The following is a 25,479-nucleotide window of genomic DNA, read 5'->3' as shown; positions in this document are numbered from 1 at the left end:
AAAGCTGATGATTAATGTCGGAATAGTTGTTATTTTTACGCTGCAATGAAGAAATTGAGTGTTCATCATCAGGGAATATTGAAAGTGGAGGAAGACGATCCGCTCACACTAAAGGTATTTACTGAGCAGGATTTTACCAGTCGTATTATAGTGGGAGAGGTTTATAAATCCAGTTTTTTCTCCATCTTCATTATCACCGGGGGAAGTATGCTTGTAAAGCATAACCTGAGAGAGTTTCTAGTAAAAGAGAATTCTCTGCTTTTCATTATGCCTTCCACTATCTATGAATTTACTGAAGTAAGTGCTGATTTTACAGTGGTAGGGAGTGTCTTTTCTGTTGATTATATGAGCCAGACCGGGATTATCTTAAACACTTCAAGTGTTGTAGAAGTAATGACCGGCGCATATCAGCCTTATTATGCAATTAATATTGAAGAACGAGATTTGTTGTTAAACCTTCAGGAAGTACTCAAAAAAGCATTAGCTGAAGAACAGACTGTTGCCTTCCTCCCGGAGATAAAAAAACATAGTTTCTTGTCCTTATTTTACCATGCCGCGTCTATTTATGCCCGGTATAATGTTTCTCATAAGGTGAAACTGAATAGAAGGGAAGAGCTAACGATTGGATTTTTAAGACTACTGGCTAAACATTATAAAGAGGAACGAAGCGTGAAATATTATGCAGACCGGTTATTTGTAACACCGAAACACCTCACGCAGATGCTGAAAGAGGGTACGGGACGAACTACGGGGTCTTTTATTGATCGTGCGGTAATTGTAGGTGCCAAGGTATTACTTAGAGATCCGTCTCTAAATATCTCCCAGGTGGCACAAGAATTGAATTTTGCTGACCAGTTTACCTTCGCCAAATATTTTAAGAAACATACCGGAATCACACCTTCACAGTTTCGCGCAGCGCATTAGAGATTACGTTGTTTCCTGCAGCATTGAAGTGATGATTACCCAGTTTTTGTACCGTTTTTCTTCATGGATTCTCATCCAAATTCTAAAAAACCTTTTACACTTTCCAATAGGAATGTTTACTTCAAAACAGCCGTTTTTAATCTGTTACAACCCTTCCGATCCTTAATATACGCCATCCTGACATATTTCCCTGCTATACGGACATAGTCTGAGCTTAGTGCTATGCCGACCTTTGTTCCGTGAAAAATATTATAATTTTTATGAGTACTGTACTCACAGTATGTTGTGGTCAATTTGCCTCAGCACAGGATACGCTTTACAAAAAGCTGAGTATTCCAGAGTTGTTTAAACTTGCAGACACCAATAGTCAACAATTGAAGATTTCCAGGATAGGTATGACTGTAACAGCAAAGCGCCTGGATGTTGTGAAAACACAAAGAAACCCGGTACTAACCGCAGCGGCTACGGCTTCTTATATTGGTGATGTTACAGTTTTTAATAACGATTTCTCTGGCAGAACTACAGTACCTATGCCTCATTTTGGCAATTCTTTCTCCGTACAAGCTAGTCAGACGGTATTTAAAGGAGGCGCAATTAATAACACTATTGCAATTGCTGGATTACAGGAGCAACTTGCCGAACTAGGCCATGAAAAAAATAGTTTGGATCTGAAAATCCTATTGGCTGGAAACTATTTTGACTTGTTCAAGATGTACAATCAGCGAGGAGTATATCAGGAGAATATAAGATTAGCTCAGTTACGCCTTTTCAATATCAACAAGATGTATAAGAGTGGCATGGTGACTAAGAATGATGTTATTAGAAATGAATTACTCATCACCAATCTGGGGACGACAGTGCAGCAACTCAATAACAATATTGAGATATTAAGCCAGCAGTTGAGCATTGCATTAGGCTTGCCCGACAATACTTACATTTTACCTGATAGCACTATTTTAAATAACAAGCCTGTAGCAAATAGTCTTCAGGAATATCTGGACCGTGCTTATCAACAGTACCCGGAATTGCGATCCGCGGAACTGAGTAACCGCATTGCCGAACGTAATGTTGCGCTTGCGAAAGCAGATCGATTGCCAGGTATACAGTTAAATGCAGGAAACGCTATGGTTCGCCCCTTAACGAGTTCTATGCCAGCTCGTGATATGTATAGCAATGGTTGGCAGGCTGGAGTAGGAGTTTCATTCAATATTTCCGCTCTGTATAATGCGCCAAAAAACATCAGTCTTGCTAAAACACAGCAAAGTCAACAATTGGCAGCAGCAGAGCAGTTGAGACAAAATACCGAAATATCTGTAAAAGCTGCATTTATCAAGCATAGAGAAGCGAAGCAACTCCTGCAATCGGCAGAGAAAAGCCTGCAACTTGCTTCAGAAAACTTCAGAATCGTGGAAAAGAAATACCTAAACCAGATGGCCTTATTAACAGATCTGATGGATGCCACGAATGTTAGGTTGGATGCAGAACTTCAACAGAAAAATGCAGAAATCAGCATCATTTACACTTATTATCAATTACAAAAAACAACAGGAAACTTAAATTAATCCTCATCCATCTTCATATGTCACATCAAAAGAAACCATTACATAAAAAACACTTTAGCATCATCAACACTCTACTTATTCTGATGGTTAGCGGCGGATTGATCTGGGCCGGTGTCGTTTATTTCAAGCTCGATAAATCAGAATATACAAACGATGCACAGGTAGAAGAATTCATTACACCAATCAATACCCGCGTTGGTGGCTATATCAAAAAGATATATTTCATAGAACATCAAGCCGTAAAAAAGGGAGATACGCTGGTAGTTATCGACGATAGAGAACTGAATATTGCGCTTGCACAAGCGGAAGCAGCCTATATGAACGCGCAGGCCGCAAGAAACGTGACGTCTTCAGGGGTAAATACGGTGAAAAACAATGTTGCTGTTTCAGAGTCTAATATTGCGGCTACCAAAGCAAGATTATTGAACGCAGAGAAGAACTATAAGCGCTATGCTGCCTTATTGAAAGATGAAGTGGTTACACAACAGCAATACGATCAGGTGCAAACGGAATATGAAGCTTTAAAAGCACAATACGAAGCGCTGAAACATCAAAAAGGAACCACAGAATTATCTGCAGTAGAAGCGGGCTCCAGAATTGGGATCAATGAAGCAGAGCTGAAACGGAGCAAAGCGGCATTGGATATGGCCAAGCTAAATCTTTCCTATACTGTGATTACTGCTCCTTATGATGGGGTCGTAGGGAGGAGAACTTTGCAGGAAGGTCAGCTGATTCAACCTGGACAATCATTGTTTTCATTTGTTAGTGGGGAGCTGAAATGGATTGTTGCCAATTACCGGGAAAAACAGCTGAACAAGATCAGCATCGGACAGGAAGTTTTGGTAAAAGTAGATGCTCTTGGGAGTAAATCTTACAAGGCAAAAATCACTGCAATTTCTCAGGCAACCGGAGCTAAGTTATCAACAGTTCCTGTGGATAACTCTACGGGTAACTTTGTTAAAGTGCAGCAGCGCATACCGATACGAATTGAATTCACTGTTGATAACAAGCCGGAAGATCTAAAGTTATTAAGAGCCGGTATGAATGTAGAAGTAGAATCTATCTAATATGCAGACCTATAAATTAGGATTATTTCATGATTGGGTGCCTAAGCCAGTACAACTGTTATTGATCATCCTACTGACCATTCCTATTCTTGGAATCAGTGGGGTGTACAGCACTAATATCGGTGATATGTTAGGTAGTCAGGGGATGCTTACCGAAGACCTGATGATGGCTAGTTATGCCTCGGCAATTGGAATGGCATTGGTGTTTCCACTGGCATTGCGTACGAAACAGTTTTTTAGAACAAGGCACATCCTGATCGTAACCCTTAGTGTGCTAATTTTACTTAGCTATATCTGCGCAACAACAGATCATGCCTGGGTATTAATTGGGGCCAATACAATTATGGGAATGATCAAAGCCTTTGCTATGATGGAAGTCATATTGCCTATCATGTTTATCATTAGTCCAACAGGAGATCGACCAAAGTTTTATTCTGTGTTTTACCCACTTTCTATTGCATTGGCTCAAGTCGCTAGTTATTATGCTACCAAACTTTCGTTTGAATACAGTTGGCATTATGTCTACTACTATACGATTGCGATATTGCTATTCTGTTTACTCTTGGTTCTGATCTTTGGCCATAATTTTAGAGGCTCCAAAAAAGTACCTTTTTATCAGGTCGACTGGCTAAGTTTTGTATTGATCCTCAGCTCCATGATGTTTTTAAATTATGCGCTTTCCTATGGACGGATTCTCGATTGGTGGAACAATCAAAGTATTAAAGTGGCACTTTTTGCTGCTGTCTTGTTGGGAATTTGGTTTATTCAGCGCCAAATGATGCTTAAAAGACCATTTTTGAGTTTGGATGTATTTAAACGAAAGCATGTATGGATGTCGCTGGTGTTTATTTTTCTGATGGGGATTTTCTTTGCCAGCAGCGGGATACAGAGCGCATTTACGACTGGCGTTTTAAAATATAGTACATTGAGTAATGCTGAAATCAACCTGATGCTGGCTCTTGGTTCAGTTGCTGGTGGAATATTCTGTTTTATTTGGTTTCGTAGAAAATGGAGTTTAAAAGTATTGGTCTGCAGCGGATTTGGCGCCTTTATTCTTTACCATCTGATTCTTTATTTTCTCTTTAGTCCAGTGATTGAGATCCATGATTTGGCTTTTCCTATATTTCTGAAGGGATTGGGATTGACGATTCTGTACATTTCAGTAGGGGTGTATTGTGCTGAGGGTTTAACCCTTTCAGAGCTACTTGCTGCAGTCTCGATACTAATTCTTTTCCGCTCCTTTATAGGTCCCGCTTTTTGGAGTTCTGTATATTCTTATGAGCTATATGCTGGCCAGCTGAAGCATACGGCTTTCCTGGTTCAACATATGGATGCAAACGACCCTTTACTTGCAGGGCGATTAGGTCCGTTGATTCAGGCTGGCGTGGTGCAGGGGAAAAGTATAGAAGCTGCACAATCTATGAGCATTTCCAGTATTTGGGGGACAATACAAATACAGGCTACTATGGCGGCGGCAAAGGAAATTTTTGGTTGGATTGTGATTGTTGGTGGATTGGTTTTAATGTTCGTGATGAGCTATCGCTTTGTCCCGATTAATTTCAGAAAACTGGTCAACATCAGAAGAAAACTTCGCGGTCAGGAAATTCTCAAAAGAGAAGAAGAGATGTTGGCTGCAATCGCACCTTAATTGACAAAATTGATGTTTTTCCATCTGATATTGTTAACAAAGAGGACTTGTTTTGTTAAGTAACTCAGAGTTATTAACAATTTTTGTGGATAAGTGTGCGAATAACACTGTTAATTCTCAGTTATTCAAATGAATATGGTTTTGAATGATTGTTGGTAATAACCTTGAATAGTTACTAACTACCTGTGTGGATAACCCTGTGGATGTATGTGTTAATTAGCAGTATTACAGTTGTTTGATGTGTTTGTTTTTATGTTGATAACGCTGTGGATTCCTGGAAAAGGCTATTTATATAATTAAGGTGGTATTGTTTGGAATCTGGTCATTTCTTGCAGAGCGGCGGGTTTAGTTAGAGGATTTTTAATGCTAGTAATCATACTGTTCAGCACCGAACAGAAAAACGTAATGCTTCAAAATTGAAAATGGATAAACTTAGCGTTAGTCAGGCAAGTTTGTATCAAGAGATTTTTCAGGCAGACAGCCTCATGTTTCATGCGTTTAACAATTGTGATAGCATCAGCTTCAAAAAGTATTTTAAGCCTGACCTGGAGTTCTATCACGACTTGGGAGGCCTCACTATTGGTTCGGATAAGGAATTGAAGTCATTTAAGGAGATGTGCGACCGAGGGAATCACATTCGTAGGGAACTCCTGAAAAGTAGTTTGGAAGTCCAGCCTTTAAAAGGTTATGGGGCGGTTGAAATTGCCACCCATCGCTTTTACCATACCAATAAAGGGCAGCAGGAGAAGCTGAGTGGTACTTACAAATTTATACATGTATGGGAATTTAAGGATGGCCAATGGAAAATCTCCCGCATCATCAGTTATGGTCACGACGAAGTACATAATGATTAAAAGTCCTTTACTTTAAAGGATAGATTTTAACAACAGGGCCTGAAATTTCAGATATCTAAGATTTCAGGCCCTGTATTTTGAGCAATTTATTACTATGCGCTTATCTTAATGTAATAAATTGATCACCAACTTTTAGACCGATTGCACACATTTTCTTCCCACTAAAGATTCCTTCCATACTTCCCACAACATTTAACAACAACAATGATTTGTCGGAGGTTAGCACCATTGGGCCATGTTCTGGATCTACATGGAAAACGGTTCCTGCTGCTACGGTGCCCGGGTCAAACTCTCCGGTTACTGAAGTCACTTCAAATATTCTTATTTGTTGACCACCGATATAGGTAATTGCGCCTTGATATAAGGGATTAGCTGCATTCACTAAATGTTCAATTTCGATCGCAGTATGTGTATCCCAATCAATCGTCAGGTCGTTTATTTCAGGAATAGGGTATGTGCTTTCAATATCTTCATCACCTACATATAGGTATTGTTCTGCTTTGATTCTTTCTAATATCTGGGGCATGCTTTCACCGAGTAAAGCGGTTAATCGAGCTTTAGCCAAGCCGTAATTTTCGCCTGGAAACAACTCTAATTCTTGCCTGAAAACGATAGGACCACCATCCACATTAGCTGTCATTCTATGAATGGTTAAGCCTGTTTCTTTATCCCCATTTTTCAATTGCCAGAACAAGGGTGCTGAGCCCTTATAAGAAGGAAGCTTGCTGAAATGCACATTAAAAAATCCTTTTTCGGTCGATTTTAGTAAATGCTCAGGAATGATCCATGGAAATGTCATCACCAAAACGGTTTCAACTTGTAGTTCCTGTATCAAGGAAGCTACTTTACCGGCCTCATCCAGATCAGATTTAGCAATTTTTAACAAAGGAATTCCTCTGTTTTCAGCATAAGCAATTGTGCCTAAAAGCTCATAATTTAGTTCTTCAGGAACAACAATTCCTGCAACATCGCAATGTTCGTGAATGCTTAAAGCAGTATTTAAGTATAAAGCGCTATTTGTAAAAATTAGGGTTTTCATAAAAAGGATTTTGAAAGAGGTATTTCTGTTTCTGAAAAAAGCAGAAAATCTAAATACCCTTGCTTAGCTATTAAATTATATATGTTCGTGTTAAATGTAGCGCAAATAAATATAATTTTTCCAGAATAAACAGGTTTTATAATATGTTTTGAATCGTTTAAAAAATGCTTGCCTGCTTCTAGTTTCAAAGAATATCCACTGCAAAGATTAGAGGTTTTATGGAACACTGATTTTGAGGAATATACCTAAAAGCAAACACCAATGTTACGAATGCAAATCTAAACGATGAAAGGGGTAATACTCAGGGTTGGAATTAACCTCAGTCTTGTTGCAATTAATAATGCCGAAGGAAAAGCATAAAGAAATCGGAAAAAAAATAGCTGGATTGCAGAATATGGCGGTCGCAAAAAAAAGAGGATAGGCTAGGACAAGGCCTAGGAGGATTTTGATACTCCCCTTAAGGGAGTATTGAAATATTCCAGCCTTGGAGTAGTTCCTGCCTCTTTTTTTATCCCCTACCTTATCCCCTCTTGCCATTTCCTGCCCTTTCCCTATTTCATTCCCGCAGCTCTACCTTCTCTCCGTTTTCAAGCGTTCGATTCATGCCTTCTTCCTTGCTTTTCTGGCTGAGGTCCAAATCATCGCAAAACCCTCTTCCTACTTAATCGTCCAATTCTCTCTTCAACAACCTTGTTCGATAAAAAGGAATACAAGCAATCCAGGCTTTCGGCTAATGACAACACATCTGTTTCAATGATCAATCCTGCTTGTTGAGGTATTTCAAAAACATCATTTACACCGGTCAGGTTATAGATTTTATCCGGATGTCCATCAGGTAAATAGGCTTTAAAGTACAATCCTTTTGTGTCTCTTTTATTTAGAGTAGGTAAGCCACATTTAATCCAGATCAGCTCCGCAGGGCCTGCTACAGAACCCCTTCCTTCTTCATATGGATTGATTAAGGCCATTAATATCAGGTCATAATCTGGAATCAGTTTTAGGGCTTCTTCCTTTATCCTGCGCACATTTTCCAGCCGATCTGCTTTACTAAAACCCAGATCTTTACACAGCGATTGTCGATATTGATCCCCATCCATCACCAATACATTTAACCCTTCTGCCTCCATTTTTGAAGCAAGGGCAACTGCTAAGGTCGTCTTTCCGGCACCCGACAATCCACAAAACTGAACAAGGATCCCCATCTTATAACTTGCTATAACTTATATATTGCACAAATCTTGGCAGGTCAGAATAATTTGGACTTGCAGCATGGGGACACGTATTTCGCCATAAGATTAAATCTGCTTTTACACCAGGCACTAATATTGGTTTTCCGGTAATTCTGATATATTCATGTGCTCTTTCCAGCGAAGAAAAGTCCTTTATCCATTCTTCAAAATGGCGATGAAATCCGGGGATGATTTGTAGTGGCCCTCGGTTTTCAGGAACTTCATCCAAGTATACCATTCCTTGAATACGGAAGTCTATGGCTTTCTCGAGGTTCAGGTCCCAGTGTAATTTTATCTGTGCTGGCACCCAGTTCTCTGTTTGTGGCGGGTTATATCCTAGTTTTTCCGGTACAGCAACCAAATGGTTTGTTTGATAGAGTTCTGCAAAAATCTGCCTGATCAATGGCGACTGCCTGATCACTTCTATATCTTCATTTTGGTAGAGTTGTAGCATCGTCCCCTGCCAGTTTGGATGTGGGTTATACCAGGTCTGAGGATAATCCATATGTAAGTTCAAATACTTGCAAATTCGTTCTTTCACACGATCACAATAGATGTCTTCTACCACCGCTGGAATTCTTAAATAGCCATTCTCTTCCCAAAAACTTAACTGAGCGTCGCTGAGGACTCTTGGAATATCCTCTTCATCAGCAAGAGGAATGTTTTTATGCGTCTGCCAGTTATTAAACACCTGACTTGCATTACTGATAAAATCGGCTCCTTTTAACTGTGTTGCCCATTCTATAAAATGAGGAAAATCGAGGCAATCACGATAGATAAAAGCATAAGTCTCAAACTTGCCGAGGCCATAAATATTCAGCCATATCTCTTCTGTATGATGAAAATCTGTGGATGGTGGATTTGATTTTCCTTTTTTTATGAGTTCATGGTGTTGGTAAAATAAGCTACTGAAACTGCAGTCTTTCATGGTTATTCTTTATTTGTTGGTAAGCCTCCATACAATCTGGATACTGGTGTTTAAGTTCCGGTTTCCGATCTTTCTGGAAAGGCATTGTGGTTGATTTACTATGATAATTTAGGCGATTGTTGAGTTTTTCCCGATCTCTGATACTAATCCCAGAAAATATTGAAAACCGCTCGATTAATGTAGATACTCCCTCGGCATAATCTGCAAAAGCATTCTTTGGATGTTGCGATTGCTGAATGGCATAGATCTGTTGGTAAAATCCTTTTAGAACATCGGCTGTAAACCGACTAAAGTTGCCGCCATAGTCCATCTGGGGATCAATTTTAAGTAGTTGTTTATTGACCATTCCGGGAACGGTGTGTATGCCGGCCTGCTTCTCGTGTGATGCGAGAACCTCATCTGGTCTCCGCGATAAAAAGAAAAATGGGGTATCTGGGAACCAGCTGCGGAGCTTGTCATAAAAGTGCAGGTGCCAGCTGTCGAGCTTAATGATATAGGCTTTCTCTTTTCCTGTTCTAAGTTGTCCCATCAGCTGGACTGCGGCCATAAACCACTGCTTTCTCTCCAAATCCGTTACATGCGTTTTTTCCGGGGCCCTTAGAATCTGATCCAATAAAGGCGCTTCAGCGATGATAATATTTTCTTCATCCTCAGTAAAAGCCTGACTGATCAAGGTAGAGCCGCAGCGTGATACGTGAAACACAAAAGCTGTGGGAGGGAGGTGTGGAATTCCAGCGGCTACTTCCGAAAGAAAATCCAATGTACTAACGCTTGGCAGTCGTTTTTTATCTTTTCTTCGCCAGCGACAAATGCCAATGGTATCGTCAAAGAAGGGTTCTGCCGCCCGGCGGTCTTCCATGTCCATCCAATTGAGCACCCATTCCTTATCCTCTAAAAGAGATAGTTGGTAAGGAAACCAGTTGATCAATGGGTGTAGGGAATTACGATTATTCAGCTGTTCCATTACTTTTCATTTTTTGAATGATACTTCTGGCCGTATCACTATCCAGTAGCTCCAGTTCTGCGATAATCTTACGTTTAGTATCCTCATCATAAGAGGGGCCTTGTGGCTCCTGTTGAATAGGATATCCATGCTCTTTAAATAACTCGTCAGTCCAGGCATTCCTAAGCCCATCTATAATCAGGTGAACGCGGGTTTCATCTCCCTCATTTATGATGCTATGTGTTTCATTAAAATCCAGGTACCAGCATTCTCCTTCCTTCAAATACAGGCGTTGTTCATTAATCATAAAATGAACTCCTGGATTGGTTACAATAGGAATGTGGATCCTAAAGTTCCCTTCAGCATAACTACAACCACGATCCCGGTGTGGCTTGATGATACTCCCTGGGGCGAGGGCAAGGAGACGAATGGATTCCTTTTCACATCTCCATGAGCCGATAATACTATTAAAATATGGGCTGTCTTTTAGCAATTGTGTGTCCTGATAACTGCCTCCATGGGCATATATATCATTACTGCGACCGGATGCAGAGCGCAAAGAAATACTCCGCCAATCTCCATTGAAATCTGCGGTATTGAAATGCATTGGCCATTCCTGTTGCAGGCAATAATTCAATTCTTGTTGCAACTGACTGCGGTCGTAATTGATGTTAAATTTGAGATGAGTTGGGAGCATAATTTTATAATTCTAATATATACAAAACAGGAGATTAAAATAATCTCCTGTGCTGATTCATCATGAATATTTTACAACCAATAGCTAGTTTTTATTTGCTGAGGTTGAGTCTGAGGTTGAGTTCAAAACTGCCATTGGTATACCCGCTTAACGCAGAAGTTTGCGTAGTATAGTTTCCAGAGATCAGGTATTTCTTTTTAAAGTCCATTCCCAGACCGAATGTCGCATTTTCTGTGCTGTGGTATAATGCGGTTAGGAACACCTGTTTGTTGGCGATTTCCAGTTGCGCACCGGCATCCCAGATGTTATCATAACCTTGAACACCTCTATATGCCACCTTAGGTTCAAGATCGAAACCATTTAATCCTTCTGATAAATTGAAGCGGTAACTTGCTGCGGCATAGAAAGTAGAAACATCGGCCAGTTTAATCACATCCTTTTTCAGGACGCTTTTTAAATTGGGAATAGAAGCCTGCAGGGTCAGTTTTTCGGTGGTATACGCCACTCCGAAATCACCGTCCAGGTAAGTTTTACGATCGTTATACTGACCTACCGATGGATCATTCGGGTTGCCATAAAGGTCGCTGTTTTCCAAGCGTTGACTCATAAAACCGATAGACACCCCGAAATGAAGTTGATTTGCTTCATTGTTCATTTTCAGGTGATAAGCATAGGTTCCTACTACGCGTGTTTGCCTTTGCAGACCAGCACTTTCATTGTAGACATTTAATCCTATCCCCACTTTATTAAAACCGTAATCTGCAGTGATGTTTTGGGTGAGTGGGGATCCCGGAACATTGCTCCATAATTTACGATAGGCACCATTCAGTTTCAGCCCCTGATCAGTTCCAGCCATGGCTGGATTGATCAGATATTGATTGCTGTAATATTGTGCTGCTAATGGATTGAGCTGTGCTTTAGTGGTGCTACTTATGGCGAAAACCATAAGTAGCCCTAAGCCATATTTATAAGTATTTTTCATCTTAAAGATGTTTGTTCAGTGAATTTAAAGCGTTCATTAGTTCTGTCTTACAATGGTGATAAATCCTTTGAATCTCGGTCTGTCTTTACCAAAGTCAATCACGTAGTAATAGGTGCCTTCGGCAAGCGGCATGCCGTTCAGCATTCCGTCCCAGCTATTGTCATAGCTCTTTTTACCATACACCATTCTTCCTGATTTGTCAAAGACTTTGACTTCATTATTCGGATAGAAATCAATGTTGTCAATCACCCATTTATCATTGTAACCATCGCCATTAGGAGTTAAAATATTGGTGGCTCTGATGGTCACCAGGTCATCCAATACGTTAACGGTAAAGCTTTTCTGTTCCGAGCAGCCATTTGCATTCGTTACAGTAACGGTGTAAGTTGTGGTTTCTCTAGGTCTAACCACAAGGTTGGCAGTAGCTTGACCGCTAACAATGCTATTGTCAAGTGCCCATGCATAGCTGGTGCCACCTACAGCAGTTAATCCCACTGATTCTCCTTTGCTTATCGTTGTGCTGTTACTGTTATTGTTGATACCCTTGTTGGCATTAATAGTGATTACTGGTAAAGCATTTACGGTGAGTACAAACGTTCTGCTGTAAGTATCTATGCCACCATTGTCGGTACCGCCATTATCTTTTACAGTAACGGTGATTGTACTTGTTCCAGAAGCACCATTTTTAACTCGATAGCTAATTGTTCCTGTGCTGCCACCGGAACCTACAGTTAGGCTTTGCAATAGTGCAGCGTTGCTACCAGTTACAGTAACCATGGTATTCTGACCTGCATCCGGACCCGCACTGATACCTGTTAGGTCGATAGTCTGACCAGTAGTTGTATAGCAAATGGTTTTATTGGCAATGGCATCCAGCGTTGGAATTTCATTGACATCACTCAGGTTGATGGTAATCGTTTTGTCTAGAGAGAAGTTATGTTGAGTAGTACTCCTTACCTTCACACTGTATACCTTTTTATCTTCATAATTCAGGCTTGCAGTCGTTAACAACTGATCACCATTAATGCGGAAGGAAGCATTGTCTGTGTCGCCGTTTCCGTTAACCAATGAATAAGTGAAGGTCGCATTTGGATCATCAGAGGTGCTACTTAAAGTACCTGCTCTGCTTCCTGCAGCCTGGTTTTCATAAAGTGTAGTTCCTGCAAATAACACTGCTGTTGGCGCACCTGCTACTACGGTTAACACCCCATTTATTTGGGTAATTGTGTAATTCGCGGCTACTGCTCCAGAAGTCACAATAGGATAGGTTCCAATCTGACTGTTTATCGTGGCAGCAGAAGTAAATGTTGCCGGACTAGTTAAGACAGACTTCGTTTCGCCATTTACAAAACCGGAATACTGACCATCGAACACTGGATTTGCAGTACCTACAAATTTCGTTTTCGGATTGGCAGTAATCGTTAATGGTGCTGGATCAATAACGAAATTGGCATTGTTAAACGTTACGGAATAATCGGTGCTTGCTGCTAAAGTACCTTTGGAAATCAGGTAAGTTCCTTTGTTTTCTCCTGGGGCTCTGCTGATGGCGCCGGTAAATACATCACCACTTTCCAATAATGGTATACTCGTATAATTCAGTTGTGGCTCTGCAGCACCGTAAGTTTTACCACCTGCCGTGATTTGAACAGCTATTGACTTAGCTGTAATGGCCAAATTGGCTGGCGTATAATTCAGGGTGTAATTTGAACTTAAAGTAAGGTCTCCTTGTTCGATGGCATAGGTACCCACATGGTTACCTGCAACACGTGATAGCGCACCACTAAAACTATCGCCAACAACCAACGTTGGATTAGAATTATAAGTTAATGAAGGATCGTTACTGCCATAAACTTTAGTTTGCGCCTGGGCAATTACATTGATTTCTTTTTTGTTGATGGTCAATGATGTACCAGGATTTAAAGTCAGACTATAATTGTTGTTCACTTTCAAATTGCCTAAGGACAGGGCATAGCTGCCTACTTCTTCTCCTGTAGCTCTACCCAATTTTCCGGTAAATACATCTCCGCCAATTAAAGTTGCGCTACTTGTATAATCAAATTCCGGATCGTTATCCCCATACGTTTTGGCATTACTTACCGCAGTAATCACAATTCCTTTCGCCGTAATGGTAAGATCTGCAGGGCTAAAGGATAGGTCGTAATTTGTACTTAATGACAGGTTCCCCTGGTCAATTGGATAGCTTCCTATATCAGTTCCTGGAGTTCTGCTCAGTTTACCAGCAAAAGCATCTCCGGTTTCTAAAGGAGTAGATAATGTATAAGGTAAGGATATTGGATCTGCAACACCAAAAGCCTGACTTACTGGGGTAGCGGTTACCATGATTGGTTTCTTGGTAATTGCATAATTTTCAGTAGCGAGTTGCAGGTTGTATTTTTGTGGATTACTGGCTACAAGGCTACCGATTCCGATGGAATAATTATTCACAGCCGAACCTGCAGCTCTGCCTAAAGCACCACTAAAGGTATCGCCATCTAATAAAGCCGGACTCGAAACATAATTGATCGTTCCGTCTACCTCGCCGTATACTTTCCCCTGACCCGCGGTAGGCGTAATGCTGATGTTCTTCTTAAGCACGGTAAAGTTAGCCGGGACAGCACTAAAGTTAAGGGTGTAATTGCTACTTAAAGCCAGGGTACCTTGATTGATCAGGTAAGTGTTTGGCATGTTCCCAGGGGCTCTTTCCAATGTTCCTGTAAAGGCATCGCCAGTTTTCAGTGCGGGTACGTGGTTGTAACCTAACGTTGGTTCTGCATCCCCATATTGTATACTTGCAGTGATTGGCGTTACCGTAATCACAGACTTATTGATGGTGAATTGAGGCGATGGGCTTAAGACCAGGTTATAATTTGTACTTGCGGTGATGGTTCCTAAATCGAAGTTATAAGTGCCAGCATCTTCACCAGGTATTCTTGCTATTGTTCCACTGAGGACATCTGGTGATACCAATGGTGTAAAATTAAACTCTAATACCGGTTCTGTTGCACCATAAGTTTTTGAATAGGCTAGTTTTGGCGTAATCGTTACTTGTTTCTTGCTGATCGTAAAATTAGCAGGAACATAAGTCATTGCGTATTTGTAAGGATCTAAGGCAAAGGTGTTCTGCTGAATTTCATAGCTACCTACATTTTCTCCAGGCGCTCTGAGTAAGATTCCCGTAGCAAGGTCTGTACCTACAAGTACTGGGCTGATAGCAGGAGTAGCTAAGGCCGGCTCGGTATCGCCAAATACTTTCGTCTGTACGTTAGCGGTTACTGTAACGGGTTTTGGCAGAATTTGTAAAGATCTGACAACCGATGGTGCAGCAGAATGAGTAAGGTCTCCGCTTTGTGAAGCAGTGATAGAGACTGATTGCAAACTATTTGCACCTACAACCGTTACTATGTTGCCTGAAATAGTGGCAAGTGCAGTATTGCCGGAGGTTAAAGTAACCGGTAAACCGGAAGTACTTGTTGCATTGATGGTAAATGAACTTCCGTATTCTGCTGGTGCCGGTTGACTAAAAGTGATGGTCTGTCCAGGTAAAGGCCTTCCAAGAGTTGTTAGGCTGGTGATGGCATTACCAGCTGCATCAGTTACCCTAAGCGCATAGTAATAAGTAGTTAAATTGGTCAAACCAGTTTGCGTAAAGGTCATTGGGTTAGTCGCATCTGCAACAAGAACGGTGTTTAGAACGCCGCTGCCCAATGAAATAGGAGTTCCACCGATCAACTCATATTTGGCCACATCATTATCTAAGCTCCAGGTCAGGGTGTTTTCCTGGTCTCCGGCTGTTGCAACTAATGAAGTTGGTATTGTAGGAGCGGTTTTATCAAAAGTAACAGTAGAAGCATCATTGGTGCTACTTACTGGCAGACCAGCATTTCCTGCATAATCTGAAAACTGGATCCCAAATGGAATCAACCCGGTTGTATTAAGGGTAGTTAGTGCTAAAGTTGCCGTCCACACATTATTTGCTAATGAAGTCACAGTTGCCGGCATTCCATCAATTGATACGGTTGGTGTACCGATACCTTCTGAAGCCGTAAATGTCACTTTAACCTGATCGCCGGGTTTCGCTAAACTAGTGTTAGGATTATTGCTGATGATGCTCACATTACTTAGTGTAGGAACAGTTTTATCCAAAGTAACCATGCTACCAGTAGTCACTGTACTTTGTTGAATTCCATTATTTCCAAATGAATCTTTGAAATTGATGGTAAAAGGAATTTGGCCTTCTGCTAAAGTAGGAGGTACCGGATACATGGCCATCCAGTTCAATCCACCCATTGGCAATACTGTAGGCGTAACGCCTCCAATTGTTACGGTAGGAGTAGGGACAATCTCAGAAGTAGTGAATAATAAGGTTAGCATAGAGCCAACTTTTGCATAAGCAGGATAGCTAACAATATTAGATGCAATAGTTACTGAGGTTAAGGTTGGTGCAGTTTTATCAAAAGTTACTAAAGAAGCATCGGAGGTACTTGTACCTGCTGTACCCACATTCCCAGCTTTGTCCGTATAGGCAATATTGAAGGGAATCACGCCATTGTTATCGGTGGCCAGAGTGGTATAGGTAGCTACCCAGTTATTCCCTGAGGGGTTTTGAACTGTGGCTGTACCTCCATTGATGGTCACAATAGGAGTAGAGATGATTTTAGAGGCAGTAAAGTTGAGGGTAATGATGTCACCAGGTATTGCGATAGTCGGAATACCGGAATGATTCGATTGTATGGTAATGGTGCTGAGTGTCGGTGGAGTTTTATCTATTTCATAGACCTCATTCGAATAAGGAGTGATTTCCACTGGATTTCCAAGGATGGAGACAATTCCGGTAGACACAAGCGTTTTCAGCTGGAAGCCTATAATGCCATTCCCTGTTCCTGTGTTTGCAATTAAAGTATAGACGCTTGGACTAACAGGAGTTACCGATGCAAAAGTTGCAGTTGGTCCGGTGCTATTTAAATTAAAGTCAGCTAGGTCTACACCTGTTACAGCCTCTGAAAATGTTAAAGTGAAGCTTGCGGTACTCGCATTTGTCAAATAAGGAGCAGCTCCTGTGCGAACAATTCCAAGGACAGTTGGTCTGGTAGTATTGATGACAATATTTCTGCCATTTCCTAATGAACCAACACCTCCTTGAGGAGGAAGTGTTAATGACACAGCGCTGCCAGTCTCATCGACAATTGTTCCTGAGTTTAGGCGGAAGGGGTTGTTAATGTGGTAATCTAGTTTACTGGTCACTTGATTTGCAGCTACCGTATAATTGAAGGTCAGAACTGTTGTGCCTGAACCAGAGGTGTAATTTGCAACACCTATTGAATTTAAATTAATAATTGGCATTCCAGTGACTACTACTGGCTCATTAAAAGTAACCGTGATTGGAATCATATCTCCAATTACATAGGTGCCATCTGGAGTTGTCGTATTTACCGAAGTAGCCGTTGTTGCTACGTTATCTACGATAACTTTACTGCTATTACTAGTACTCGTAACTTGTGTCGCAAAATTCCCAGCGAAGTCATTACCATCCAAAGTAAAAGTAATGCGACCTTCTGTAGTACCAGCGGTTACAGGATAGCTTACGGTGTAGTTGAGTCCAACTGGACTGTTGGCGTTAACTGATTGCCCATTAATCGTAGGTGATACTGAGCCAAGTGCTTCAGAGGCAGTGAAAGATAGGGTAACTATATTTCCTGCTCTTGCGATTTGAGGGTTAGCATTGTTGGAGACAATACTAACTGCTGAAAGCGTAGGCGCCGTCTTATCGACAGTATAGGTTTGGCCAGTGGTAAATCCACCTGAGATGGCATTCCCAGAGGCCACACTCGTAATACCTGTACCCGAAGCTTTTAAATCAAAGCCAAGAATTCCGTCTCCAGTTCCAGTGTTTGCGATAATGGTAGCAGTTAAACCACCGCCAATTGCAGGAGGAGTAAACGTGGTGATACCGCTACCCGTAGGTGCGCCTGCTTTAATACTGAAATCACTTAGATCTACTCCAGATACTCCTTCGGAAAATGTGACCGTGAACCTCACCTCATTAGCTTTGGTTAATTCAGCGGCATTGCTTTCCCGGACAATACTAACGATTGTTGGACGAACTCCATTCACCACGATGTCTGAGGTGTTCGCCAGAGAGTTGGTCAATCCAGGGCTTGCCAGTGTTAAAGTGGCAACATTTCCTGCAGCATCCTTAATCGTCCCTCCAGCTAAGGAAAGTGCAGTCGTGTTGGTATAGTCCAGATCAGCACTGCTCTGACCAGCAGCTACCGTATAATTGAAAGTTAGCGTTGTGGTTCCCGTGCCACTGCTATAATTAACATTCGCAGCTGGGCTACCAGCATCAAGAGCTAGTGTAGGTGTACCGGTAACGGCAACGGGTTCTGAAAAAACAACGCTTATTGGCACAGTTGTACCTATATTATAAGTCCCGTTTGTGCCGCTTACGCTGGCAACAGTTGGGGTAGTGGTGTCGATAATGATAGCCGCATTGGCTCCTAAAGAGCCGGGTGTTCCTGCGGGAGATAAAATGAAGGCGCCACTATTCCCTACAAGATCTTTGAGGGTTGCGCCGCCGGGTAAGGTTAATGCAAAACTATTGACATAATCAAGGTCAGTAGTATTCTGACCTGCTGCTACTGTATATCTGAATTCTATAGTGGAAGTTCCAGATCCAGAATTATAACTTGCATTTACTCCGGTGTTTAGGGCAAGTACCGGTATGCCGGTGATGTTGACAGCTTCATTGAAATTTACGTTTATGAAAATATTGGCTCCTTCACGATAACTGCCATTTGCTGTAAAGGCGTTAACAGAGGTTATGCTTGGTGGAAGAGCGTCAATCACAATGCTGCTGCTACCGCCTAATGATGAGGCGCTGTTTACAGCTGGTAAGGTAAGAACAGCATCATTATTATTTGGGTCTTTCATTGTCCCTCCAAATAGTTCTAATGCAGTAGTGCTGCCATAATTAAGGTCGGAGGTAAATTGGCCTGCACCTACTACATAGTCGAAAGTAATCACCTCGGTACCACTTCCTGAGACATAATTGGCAAAGGCAAATTCGGTACCTGCGGCTAGTTTAATTCTGGGAAATCCAGTTACTGTAACCACATCACTGAAGGTAACCGATATAGCGATATGCTCGCCAAAGGCTTTAGTACCTGTTGAAGGGTTTGAAGTTACCGTCTGTGGTACACTTCCCAATGTGAAAGTAGGCTGTGTGACCGGGAAAACATTTCCTGCACCTGGTCTAAGGTCTGAGGGTGTTTGCCCACTTTGTGTCCAGTTGTTTCTATCTTTAATAGAACTGAGTATGCTGGCTTTTGAACCTACAAAAGAACCAGAGTAATAACTATAAATCAGAAAGTTTGGACCGGCTAAATTATTATGATAATCCCCTGTTTTCAAAGCATCAGGAAGATAGGAAACAGAGGCATTGGCAGCTGTGCCACTGCCTACCCATCCAAAGGAATCTGGTGCGGCACCTAGTGGATTTAGGGTAGCCCAGTTTGCCAGGCCATAGATAAAGTTTGGTGTAGCCTCCGCTCCGGTGTAGATCAGCCAGGAATCACCTGCATTACCAGCTAACGTAGCTCCGGCCCATACCCCAGGATCAATAGCAATAGTTCCCACATTTGGATATACAGTAGCTGTGGGAGTTGCCCCACCGGTTATCGTAAAGGTAAATGCTGTACCTGCAGTAATCCCGATTGTGGTCAGGGTGATGGTACCATCAGCACCCGAAGTAGTAAGCGCCTTGGTAGCGCCCAGCCATCCTTTATCTGTAAATTTGATCACAGTATTGGGCGCGATAGTTTTTAAAGCAACCACAGCCAGGTTGGCAGAAGGTCCATTATTGTTAATTCCAATAATCGCTAAATCACCGGGATTGAGCGTCGTTTGTGCAGTGCTGAATTTTGCTGAAAAGCAAAATAAAGAAAGCAGGATCAATACCGCCGTATTTCGTAGTCGTTTGTTCATAATGAGAGCGTTAATTTATTATGGCTTTAATTCAAAGAATTAAGTTTAGTTTCTGCTAGGGAAGCCACCCTCGATACACATAATATAAGTGATGGCAAGTGTTGGTTGTAGTATAGATATCGGCTGACTACCACCAACAGCGGCAATGGTTGTCGCTACTGTGGCACCTGCAATTTGAATGGTTGGCGCTGCTGCATTGTAACCATTTACCAGATCAGTGTTGGTATCTACCATTGCGGCAATCGAATTTCCTGCTACCGGAATCCCTAAGTTTCCTTTCTCATCACTCACTTTTACCGAAACTGTAGAAATCACAGGATGGTTGTGATTTGGCATGTTTGTGATTAAAATAGAGGTATTTTCTGTACCTATTTTCTCTCCTAGAGCGTGATTAATCTGTAATCCAGAGCCTTGTCCGATACCAATCATAGAGCGGCCTCTAAGGTCTGGGACGCCAAAAGTTGTTTGTCCGTCTCCCCCATAGTTGGTGCCCAAAAGGGCATAAAGTGCCGAATATTGTGCAATTGACATCATTTGACCATTGCAAGGAACATATCCCCTTGGTGTAAAATTTCCAGCGAATGCTTTGATCATTCCTAAGTACTCATCCATAATGAATTTTGGTTTAATATAATTGATTGGTTAATTTGAGATGCGAGAAACAATTCAGATCCATCAGGATAGAGGACTTTTGAATTGCAATCAAGATATTTTATTGGAGAATTGAGGATATAACTAAGCCCTAAAAGAGCAAATTCGAAAATTTGATCTTTTAGCAATTTGCCTTTAATATAAAAGGAAATGTCCATGAGACAATTAGGTTGAGGCGTTAATTATCAATACTTAAGGTAAAATTATGTAAAAAAAAGTAAGTTGTGTAATTTTGTTGAAACTTATTCTGTTGGTTGTTTGGATGTAATGAAAACAGATATTCTCTGATTATTTGATGATTTATTTTATAATTGATGTAAAATTTTGATCAATAAAATTTATTTCGGCTTTTTTTGAAAAGCCAGAGTAGTTCATTTATGCGCTGTTTGCTATCGGATTGTCTTGTTTTTTTGCAAATGGTTGCTGTGGTTTTGGCTATCTTTTTGTTTTTACCGCGTTTAAACCATAAATAAAGGTATGTAAGGAAGCAGTGGTTGCTTTTAAGTCGGTAGTCAGATACCAGATATTGTCAATTCTTTTTCCAATACTTTGTTTATCCAATGGAAATCTGGCCTGTTCTATCGTTTTGTTTTTTGAATTTAAAATACTTCCTGCAAAACTAAAAAGCGTAAAATTGTTCATACTGGTTTCCAGGTTAGGGAGTACTTCTGTGGCAAAAACGGGAAAAATTTCCTTACCCTTTATCTTTAATTGATTAAAAATAGCGATGAGTACCAGGCGCTGACGTTCCGTTCTTTGGGCATCGCCATGGCCAACCGCACGGATTCGGGTATAAGCAACAGCCTGTTTCCCATCGAGTTTTTGTAAGCCTGGCTGTTGAAGAGCAACTGCGGGGATTTTATCATAAATAGACAATTCAGTCAGGTAGTTATTGAGGTAGGAAAGCTCTTCTGTTTTTACCGGAATTTGTACCCCTCCCAATGCATCTACAATCTTTGCGGCGCCATAGAAATCAACGTTAATATAATCTCTGATATCCAGGTCGAAGTTCTGATTGATGGTTTTGATCGCAAGCTGCGGGCCACCTATTGAGAAGGCTGCATTGAGCTTATTCATGCCTGAACCCTCAATATTCACATAAGTATCCCTCATGATGGACGACATTTTGATTTTCCCGCTGAGCTGATCGATAGAAATGACCATCACCACATCGGAGTTTCCAGCCTCTGCTGCAGTACGTCTGTCGACGGCAAATAAGGCAATATTTATAGGAGGATTCTGCTTGCTTTTTTGCCTGGTTATTGCTTTCGCCGAAATGCCTAAGGCCGCATCGGAACGGTTCAAATGAACGACTGTTTTTGCAGCTGGAGGAACCATAAAATCGACTTTGTTCTCCGTACTGTCCTGCGCTTTTAGCTGGAACAGACCGAAATACATACACACTGTCGTTAGGATGATTGTTCTCATTTTTTCTGGAGAGGATTTAAAAACCTCATCCTTGTACTTCAATAACCGTACCTCTCCGACCTCTAAAATAGGCTGTAGCTTTAAATGAATGCTTGTAATTTTAGTCAATGAAACGGAACCTTCATTAATTGAAAAATTCTTATATTGTGGCACGTTTTTAGTAGTCTTCAGGAAAATATAAATAATTCAATGTTCTACAGCCTTCTTATGGTACTTTTTCAGATGAAAATGGGCCTATCGAACTTAATGCGGTGCTTAAAATGACACCATTAATGAAGGAATTCTACACCGATATCTTTGATGTCGAAATCAAATCTTTAGCTATTGTCTATGTTAATTATTGCTGTATTTTTATGGCTCAATTAAAATCCGTGGGGGAAAATTAATGAAAAAACAACTACTCATTCTAGTGCTGATTTTATCTGGGGGAACTGCGTTTTCTCAAATGAATGCTGACTACAACTATTCCATCACCCTGAGGGGGTATGGGGCAATGCAAATGCCAAAACTCTTTAATGAAACAGATCCTGTAAAGTATGTGAATACTTACTTTTCAGGGATCATGGTGAAGTTCAATGACAACCAAATCAATTACCGCTTGTCGGGAAGTTACATCAAGCAAGGAAAAACGTTCTACAACAATTGTAGCAATTGTGAGATTGTAACGGGTAACATGACGGATTATACTTTTAAAGTTGGTTTTGAAAAGAATATGAACTTCTCAAGGGTACAACCTTATGTCGGCGCAGATGTAGGATACAGAGCGCATCGTTTTATCGGCACTTCTGAAAATGTAAATGCCTTAAAAGCTGGCCAATCTGCTGCGGTGGTGCTGCCGCCAAATAAAATGGAAACTACAAAAAATGGATTTGTACTTGCTCCGGTAATTGGTATTAAAGTTCATCCAATTTCGCAGCTGACGATTTTTGTGGAAAGTAGCCTGGATTTCTTTTACTCTTATGAGCGACAAGAAGCTGTTACGGACGACGCAAACAACTATCGGTCCCTTGCAAGAACCAATAAATCGGAGTTTCTGTTGAATCCGATTTCAGTAGGAATAAGCCTTCATATCGGAAGCAATAAGTAAGATAGTATTATAGTATCTGTTCGAATAAGGGGAAAGCAAAACCAGTCAGACAAACCTGACTGGTTTTGCTGCGTATCCCCCCAATTTCCCAATCATCCATAACATCTTTTAGTTAGTGTTTGATCTAGGTCCCTTAATTGGGTCAAGACTTTCAGTTAATTGATATATTCATAAGAAAGCTCTTCAGGTACCATCTTTTTAATATCATTGACCAGTTCTCTCAACATCTGTTCCGGATCTACAGCAGGAATGTTCTCAGGGAGGATTGGATCCAAAGTCTATTATGTTAGAAACGGAAAACAGATGGTGAAGGATTTACCAGATCCATTAGCTCCTAAGCGGCCACCAACAGTAGCGCAAATCCAACATCGCAAGAAGTTTAGGTCTCTGCAGGAATTCTTAAAACCTTTTTCCCCAGTGCTGGAGATCGGATTTAAAAATCCTCCACGACAATTTACGCCTCAATCAAAGGCTTTTTCGGTCAATTTCCCTAAAATCTTTAAGGATACTGAGCTGAAAGTAAGTTCCGCTGATTTGCAGCTTAGCGATGGTTATGCTGCACAACTGTATAATTTGCAGTTGGAAGATAGGGGTGATGGACTTTTTGGTTTAAGCTGGAACGAGTGTAGAGATTCGATAGGTAGGTATAATTAGGTCGCGTTGGTACTGTACGACGACATCCAGCATAAAGTGTATTATACACTAAACCTTGCCCCTGTTGGCCATCAGAAAGCAGAGTTTCAGTTAAACGAAATCAGCGGACATCGCGTGCATGTTTATGTATTTACGGTAGGGCCACAATTGGTGCCTAAAAGTCCGAATTCCAGGAGCCAATATTTAGGCGTATTATTTTAGGGAGTTTTTGTGTTTTGAAATGTCTTTGGCAAGCTGTTCTCTGATTCAAAGAACAGCTTTGCTAAATGACTCATTGGTTTTATCCAATTTTATTTGTCATGAGGGGATTTTAAGTGAGAAGCAGACGCTGCTTTGCTTCTGTCTCTGTCCAAAATAAGCCAGCAAGGATAATCTGTAATAATTTATTTTGCGTTTAAAAAATTTCATGATTTTGTCTAATTCCTGTATTTTTTTTACATCAACAAAATTCCTACAGAGAATCATCCATTTTTCTGTTATAAATTTCGAGTGTCCCATTGTCATGAATTTCTAACAATTCAAATAAATTCATATATATTTGCTTCTTACACCAAGACTATACGAATACTAAATGAAAGTTGCATTAATAACAGGCGTCACAGGACAGGATGGAGCATATCTTGCTGAATTTTTACTGAAAAAGGGATATTTTGTGCATGGATTGAAAAGACGTTCTTCTTCTTTTAATACAGAACGTATTGATCATTTGTACCAGGATCAGCATGAGAAAAACCTAAACTTTAAATTGCATTATGGCGATTTAACTGATTCAACGAATCTGATCAGGATTATTCAGGAAACTCAGCCGGATGAAATTTATAATCTTGCGGCAATGAGCCATGTGAAAGTGAGTTTTGAAACTCCTGAATATACTGCTAATGCAGACGGTATTGGCCCGCTAAGGTTACTGGAAGCGATCAGAATTTTAGGTCTTGTTGAAAAAACTAAGATTTATCAGGCATCGACCTCAGAATTATATGGATTAGTACAGGCAGTTCCACAAAGTGAAACTACGCCTTTCTACCCGCGTTCTCCTTATGCAGTAGCAAAAATGTATGGTTATTGGATCACTGTAAATTACAGAGAAGCCTATAATATGTATGCTTGTAATGGGATTTTATTTAATCATGAAAGCCCGGTTAGAGGCGAGACTTTTGTAACACGTAAAATTACTCGTGCAGCTTGTAAAATCGCTTTAGGTTTACAAAACTGTGTATACCTGGGTAACTTATCTGCTCAGAGAGACTGGGGGCATGCAAAAGATTACGTGGAAGCAATGTGGTTGATTCTTCAACAAGAAAAACCAGAAGATTATGTGATCGCAACTGGTGTAACCACTACCGTTCGTGATTTTGTGAAAATGAGTTTTGCAGAATTAGGTATCGAAGTCGAATTTAGCGGAAAAGACCAATATGAACGTGGGGTAATCATTGATGTTGATCAGGAAATTATACAAAAATTGGGATTAAATGATGAATTTTTAAAACCGGGTACGGTTGTTGTTCAGGTGGACGAAAAATACTTCAGACCAACGGAAGTTGATTTGTTATTGGGAGATCCTACAAAGGCAAATACACAGCTGGGTTGGACACCAAAGTATGATTTACCTGCATTAGTTCAAGATATGGTTCATTCAGACCTGCATTTAATGAAGAAAGATGAATACTTGAAACAAGGTGGATTTAAGACTTTAAATTACTTTGAATAATATATAAAATAGTACAATACATTATTAGGGGGGCGGCTTCCGCTCCTTAATAAAAGTTCTGATCAGATCAGAATGGGGGCCACAAATTTTACTAT

18 protein-coding genes are annotated in these 25,479 nt (G+C 40.8%); 9 read left to right on the top strand and 9 right to left on the bottom strand.

The genetic code is table 11. The annotated features are described in order from the left end of the window. Positions 1 to 45 precede the first annotated feature (45 nt). From R2S10_RS12125 to R2S10_RS12105, 5 genes are all read left to right on the top strand, one after another. The gene (locus R2S10_RS12125) at positions 46 to 924 is read left to right on the top strand and encodes a helix-turn-helix transcriptional regulator (protein ID WP_316840704.1); all 879 of its coding nucleotides are present in this window, start codon (positions 46 to 48) and stop codon (positions 922 to 924) included. Between the two features lie 260 nt (positions 925 to 1,184). Next, a complete protein-coding gene (locus R2S10_RS12120) occupies positions 1,185 to 2,486 on the top strand; it encodes a TolC family protein (protein ID WP_316840703.1) in 1,302 nt (433 codons plus the stop codon). Between the two features lie 17 nt (positions 2,487 to 2,503). Next, complete coding sequence (locus R2S10_RS12115; protein WP_316840702.1) at positions 2,504 to 3,553, top strand: HlyD family secretion protein; 1,050 nt, start codon at positions 2,504 to 2,506, stop codon at positions 3,551 to 3,553. A 1-nt stretch (position 3,554) separates the two neighbouring features. Then, positions 3,555 to 5,201, top strand: a complete 1,647-nt coding sequence (locus tag R2S10_RS12110; RefSeq protein WP_316840701.1) for a hypothetical protein — start codon at positions 3,555 to 3,557, stop codon at positions 5,199 to 5,201. Between the two features lie 422 nt (positions 5,202 to 5,623). Continuing rightward, entirely contained in the window at positions 5,624 to 6,055 is a 432-nt protein-coding gene (locus tag R2S10_RS12105) for a nuclear transport factor 2 family protein (protein WP_316840700.1), read from the top strand. Positions 6,056 to 6,155: 100 nt separating this feature from the next. Here the strand turns inward: R2S10_RS12105 and R2S10_RS12100 are convergent, their stop codons facing one another. The 9 genes from R2S10_RS12100 to R2S10_RS12060 all read right to left on the bottom strand — a co-directional run bounded on the left by R2S10_RS12100 (position 6,156) and on the right by R2S10_RS12060 (position 21,935). Continuing rightward, on the bottom strand, positions 6,156 to 7,094 hold the full coding sequence (locus R2S10_RS12100) for a methionyl-tRNA formyltransferase (RefSeq protein WP_316840699.1): 939 nt from the start codon (positions 7,092 to 7,094) through the stop codon (positions 6,156 to 6,158). Between the two features lie 638 nt (positions 7,095 to 7,732). Then, positions 7,733 to 8,296 carry an adenylyl-sulfate kinase gene (locus tag R2S10_RS12095; RefSeq protein ID WP_316840698.1) on the bottom strand — a complete coding sequence of 188 codons (564 nt, stop codon included), beginning with the start codon at positions 8,294 to 8,296 and terminating at the stop codon, positions 7,733 to 7,735. Position 8,297: 1 nt separating this feature from the next. Next, positions 8,298 to 9,251: a phytanoyl-CoA dioxygenase family protein gene (locus tag R2S10_RS12090; protein ID WP_316840697.1), complete on the bottom strand. Its 954-nt coding sequence runs from the start codon at positions 9,249 to 9,251 to the stop codon at positions 8,298 to 8,300. Continuing rightward, a complete protein-coding gene (locus tag R2S10_RS12085; protein WP_316840696.1) occupies positions 9,229 to 10,215 on the bottom strand; it encodes a hypothetical protein in 987 nt (328 codons plus the stop codon). Before R2S10_RS12085 ends, R2S10_RS12090 begins: the two co-directional genes overlap by 23 nt. Beyond that, positions 10,199 to 10,891, bottom strand: coding sequence for an aspartyl/asparaginyl beta-hydroxylase domain-containing protein (locus tag R2S10_RS12080; RefSeq protein ID WP_316840695.1), 693 nt, complete (start codon positions 10,889 to 10,891; stop codon positions 10,199 to 10,201). The genes R2S10_RS12085 and R2S10_RS12080 overlap by 17 nt, the downstream gene beginning before the upstream one ends. 91 nt (positions 10,892 to 10,982) lie before the next feature. Continuing rightward, positions 10,983 to 11,873 carry a PorP/SprF family type IX secretion system membrane protein gene (locus R2S10_RS12075; RefSeq protein WP_316840694.1) on the bottom strand — a complete coding sequence of 297 codons (891 nt, stop codon included), beginning with the start codon at positions 11,871 to 11,873 and terminating at the stop codon, positions 10,983 to 10,985. A 36-nt stretch (positions 11,874 to 11,909) separates the two neighbouring features. Then, entirely contained in the window at positions 11,910 to 19,856 is a 7,947-nt protein-coding gene (locus R2S10_RS12070; RefSeq protein ID WP_316840693.1) for an MBG domain-containing protein, read from the bottom strand. Between the two features lie 45 nt (positions 19,857 to 19,901). Continuing rightward, entirely contained in the window at positions 19,902 to 20,468 is a 567-nt protein-coding gene (locus tag R2S10_RS12065) for a phage tail protein (protein WP_316840692.1), read from the bottom strand. A 474-nt stretch (positions 20,469 to 20,942) separates the two neighbouring features. Further along, complete coding sequence (locus tag R2S10_RS12060; RefSeq protein ID WP_316840691.1) at positions 20,943 to 21,935, bottom strand: LCP family protein; 993 nt, start codon at positions 21,933 to 21,935, stop codon at positions 20,943 to 20,945. Between the two features lie 385 nt (positions 21,936 to 22,320). Here R2S10_RS12060 and R2S10_RS12055 point away from each other — a divergent pair, with 385 nt between their 5' ends. From R2S10_RS12055 to gmd, 4 genes are all read left to right on the top strand, one after another. Then, positions 22,321 to 23,022 (top strand): hypothetical protein, encoded by a 702-nt coding sequence (locus tag R2S10_RS12055; RefSeq protein ID WP_316840690.1) that lies wholly within the window; start codon positions 22,321 to 22,323, stop codon positions 23,020 to 23,022. A 303-nt stretch (positions 23,023 to 23,325) separates the two neighbouring features. Then, positions 23,326 to 23,676, top strand: coding sequence for a hypothetical protein (locus R2S10_RS12050; RefSeq protein ID WP_316840689.1), 351 nt, complete (start codon positions 23,326 to 23,328; stop codon positions 23,674 to 23,676). 6 nt (positions 23,677 to 23,682) lie between these two features. After that, the gene (locus R2S10_RS12045) at positions 23,683 to 23,877 is read left to right on the top strand and encodes a hypothetical protein (RefSeq protein WP_316840688.1); all 195 of its coding nucleotides are present in this window, start codon (positions 23,683 to 23,685) and stop codon (positions 23,875 to 23,877) included. Positions 23,878 to 24,247: 370 nt separating this feature from the next. After that, on the top strand, positions 24,248 to 25,384 hold the full coding sequence (gmd, locus tag R2S10_RS12040; protein WP_316840687.1) for a GDP-mannose 4,6-dehydratase: 1,137 nt from the start codon (positions 24,248 to 24,250) through the stop codon (positions 25,382 to 25,384). The last annotated feature ends 95 nt before the right edge of the window (positions 25,385 to 25,479 follow it).

The sequence above is a fragment of the Pedobacter gandavensis genome (assembly GCF_032678745.1).
GTDB classification, from domain to species: Bacteria; Bacteroidota; Bacteroidia; order Sphingobacteriales; family Sphingobacteriaceae; genus Pedobacter; species Pedobacter gandavensis_C.
The sequence above is the reverse complement of the archived record's forward strand: the minus strand, read 5'-3'. Positions and strand labels throughout refer to the sequence as shown.